This is a genomic window from Roseateles sp. (assembly GCF_036404855.1).
GTDB lineage: Bacteria > Pseudomonadota > Gammaproteobacteria > Burkholderiales > Burkholderiaceae_C > Pelomonas.
The window spans coordinates 1-3,345 of record NZ_DASWYS010000149.1 but is presented as its reverse complement, the minus strand read 5'-3'; the positions used below and the strand labels follow the sequence as shown (position 1 = coordinate 3,345).

3 protein-coding genes are annotated in these 3,345 nt (G+C 68.4%); 2 read left to right on the top strand and 1 reads right to left on the bottom strand.

All coding sequences use genetic code 11. The features are described from left to right. Window positions 1-1,309, bottom strand: a 1,309-nt coding sequence (locus VGF12_RS09895; RefSeq protein WP_331175866.1) for a leucyl aminopeptidase, incomplete at its 3' end; no start/stop codon positions are given. Window positions 1,310-1,438: 129 nt separating this feature from the next. Here VGF12_RS09895 and lptF point away from each other — a divergent pair. Continuing rightward, a complete protein-coding gene (gene lptF, locus VGF12_RS09890; RefSeq protein WP_331175865.1) occupies window positions 1,439-2,518 on the top strand; it encodes an LPS export ABC transporter permease LptF in 1,080 nt (359 codons plus the stop codon). Then, window positions 2,515-3,345: LPS export ABC transporter permease LptG (gene lptG / locus VGF12_RS09885; protein WP_331175864.1), on the top strand; the 831-nt coding region annotated here is incomplete at its 3' end. The genes lptF and lptG, both read left to right, overlap by 4 nt.

Genomic DNA, 3,345 nt, shown 5'->3' with positions numbered 1-3,345 from the left:
AGCGGCCGCCGACGTTGTAGACATCGGCGTAGGTCGAGTCGAGCATGGTCTGGTACTCGTCCCACAGCGGCAGGCGCCAGGCGCGGTCGAACACCTGCTCGCCGGCGGACAGCAGCTCGGCCGAGAGCTCGTCGTCCTTGCTCATCAGGCCGGTGGCGTACTTGCCCAGCGCGACCATGCAGGCGCCGGTGAGGGTGGCGACGTCGACCAGCGCGGCCGGCTTGAAACGCTCGGCGTAGGTCAGCGCATCGCACAGGATCAGGCGGCCTTCGGCGTCGGTGTTGCCCACTTCGATGGTCTTGCCGGACATGCTGGTGATGACGTCGGAAGGACGGTACGCATTGCCGTCGATGGCGTTCTCCACTGCCGGCACGATCACCACCAGGTTCAGCGGCAGCTTCATCTTCACGGCGGCCACGAAGGTGCCGATGACGCTGCCGGCGCCCAGCATGTCGTACTTCATTTCCTCGATGCCGCCCTGCGTCTTCAGGTTGACGCCGCCGGTGTCGAAGGTGATGCCCTTGCCGACCAGCACGTAGGGCTTGGCGTCGGCCTCCGTCGCACCGTTCCACTTCAGGACGATCAGGCGCGGGCGGTTGACCGAGCCGCGGGCGACCGCCAGCAGCGAGCCCATGCCCAGCGCTTCCATCTGCGCCTCGTCGAGGATCTCGGCTTCGGCGCCGTTCTCCGAGGCGAACGCCTGCGCCTGCTCGGCCAGGTAGGCCGGGTTGCAGATGTTCGGTGGCAGGTTGCCGAGTTCGCGGGTGACCTGCACGCCGGCGGCGATCGCGATGCCCTGCGCCAGCGCCTGCTCATCGTCGCCGCTGACGGCGAAGGACGTCAGGCCCGGGTCGTCGTTCTTCTTCTTGCCCAGCGTGGCGGTGTAGCGGTAGCAGGCGTGGTCGGCGGCGATCACCGCCTGGCGGATCTTCCACGCCGCGTCGCGGTCCTTGACCGTCACTTCCGAGAGGGTGAACAGCGCGCTGCGGACCGGGCCGAGCTTGAGCGCACGGGCGGCGTCGCCGATGGCCTTCAGGTACTGCGCCACGCCAAACTTGGCGGTCTCGCCCAGGCCGATCACCAGCACGCGCGGCGCGGTCACGCCCGGCAGGTCGTGGAGGAGGGTGGTCTTGCCGGTCTTGCCGCCGATGTCGCCCCGCTGCAGCAGCGCCGACAGCTTGCCACCGCTGGCCGCGTCCACCGCCTGGCCAGCCGAGGTCAGGCTCTTGTCGGCGTAGGCGCCTACCACGACGCAGTCGACGCCGGCCTGGGCGGGGGCGTCATGGTTCAGGGTGAATTCCAGCGTCATTGATCAGATTCCCGGTTCAGTTACGTACAATCGCGGGCCGGATGAAGGTGGCGGATGCCATCCCGGACCGCAGAGACCGCCGCCGCAGATGCGGCGCACAAGCCCGAGATTGTAAATCAAGCCCCCCTGATGCCGAAGCTGGACCGCTACCTCTTCCGGGAATTCACCCAGAGCTTCCTGGCCACCCTGATCATCCTGTTGATGGTCAGCGTGGGCGGCGTGATGGCGGACCTGCTGGGCGACGTGGCCGACGGCAAGGTGCCGGCGCGGCTGCTGTTGTCCCAACTGGGCCTTCAGTTCATCAACTACATGCCCTACATCATTCCGCTGGCGCTGATGCTGGGCCTGCTGCTGGCGTTCTCGCGCCTGTACCGGGATTCGGAAATGGCGGAGCTGACGGCGGCCGGCATCGGGCCGCGCCGCCTGCTGCGGCCGCTGATGATGCTGGTGGTGCCGGTCGTGATCGCGGTCGGCCTGTGCTCGCTGTGGCTGGGCCCGTGGGCGCTGCGCACCGCGCAGACCATGCTGGAACACGCCAACCGCAGCTTGGTGGTGTCGGGCCTGGATGCCGGCAAGTTCACCGTGCTGTCCAGCGGTGCCGTGGTGTACGTCAGCGCGCTGTCGCCCGACGGCACCGGCCTCAGCAAGGTGTTCATGCATCGTGCGAACGAGGGCCGCATCGACGTGGTGACGGCCAAGTCCGGGCAGATGTTCTTCGAAGGCGAACGCAACCGCTACCTGCGCCTGGACGATGGCTTCCGGGTCGAAGGTCCCGATGGTGCAGGTCTGGATTACCGCCTGATCCGCTACAAGTCGAACGAGGTCGCGCTGCCGGACCGCGCCGATACGCTGGACAAGGACGATCCCGAACTGCTGACCACGCCGCAGCTGCTGGCCGACCCACGCCCGGATGCGAACGCGCAGTTGCACGCGCGCCTGACGCCGCCGCTGCTGGCGCTGGCGTTCGCGCTGCTGACGCTGCCGCTGTCGCGCAGTTCACCGCGGCAGACCCGCTACGGACGGGTGATGCTGGGCTTCCTGGCCTATCTGGTCGGCATCAGCCTGATGTTCAACGGCACCCAGCTGCTGGCCGACGGCAAGCTGCCGGGCCTGGCCGGGCTGTGGTGGCTGACCTTGCCGCTGCTCGCGGCGGGCCTCTGGTTCTATCTGCGTGACGGCCTGCTGTCGCGGCCGCGGAGGCGCGCATGAGGCTGTTGCCGCGCCTGCACGACACGTACGTGGGCCAGGTCGTTCTGGTCACGGTGCTGCTGACCTGGGCGGTGCTCGTCGGCCTGGACGTGGTGATGGCGCTGTCCGGCGAGATCGGCGATCTCGGCACCGGCAACTACACCTTCGGGCATGCGGTCGCGTGGGTGCTGTACACGGTGCCGCGCCGTGCCTACACGATGTTCCCCACGGCGGCCGTGATCGGTTCGCTGATGGGCCTGGGCCAGCTGGCCGCCAGTTCCGAACTGACCGCGCTGCGCGCGCTGGGCCTGTCGCGCCTGCGCCTGAGCGTGTCGGTCGCCGCGGCGCTGGGCATCCTGACCGTGCTGATGGTGTTCAGCGGCGAAACGCTGGGGCCCTGGGGCCAGCGTCAGGCCGATGTGCTGAAGATGGCCGCGCGCACCGGCAACGTCGCGATGGACCGCTACTCCGGTCTGTGGGCGCGCGAAGGCAACACCTTCCTGTACGCGCAGAGTGGCGAAGAGAAGGCGCAGGCCGACGGCAAGGTGGCGCTGCAGCTGCGCGACGTGCGCATGTACGAGCTGGCCGACGACGGCCGGCTGGCGTCGATCGCCCATGCGGCAACTGCCGAACACCTGGACGGCTACTGGCTGTTGAAGAACGTGCGCCGTACGACCTTCAAGGAGCGTTCCGCCGTGCAGACGACGGTGCTGGGCGAGCGCTGGGAGTCGGAGCTGGACGCGGCGGTGCTGTCGTCCAGCCTGGTACGCGCACGCAACATGCCCAGCCACGAGCTGAGCCAGAACATCGACTACCGCAAGCGCAACGGGCTGGACGCGCGCGACTAC

Bases quoted from the DNA above. Each gene is read 5' to 3' on its own strand.
- lptF (WP_331175865.1), top strand. From the start codon at position 1,439: ATGCCGAAGCTGGACCGCTACCTCTTCCGGGAATTCACCCAGAGCTTC.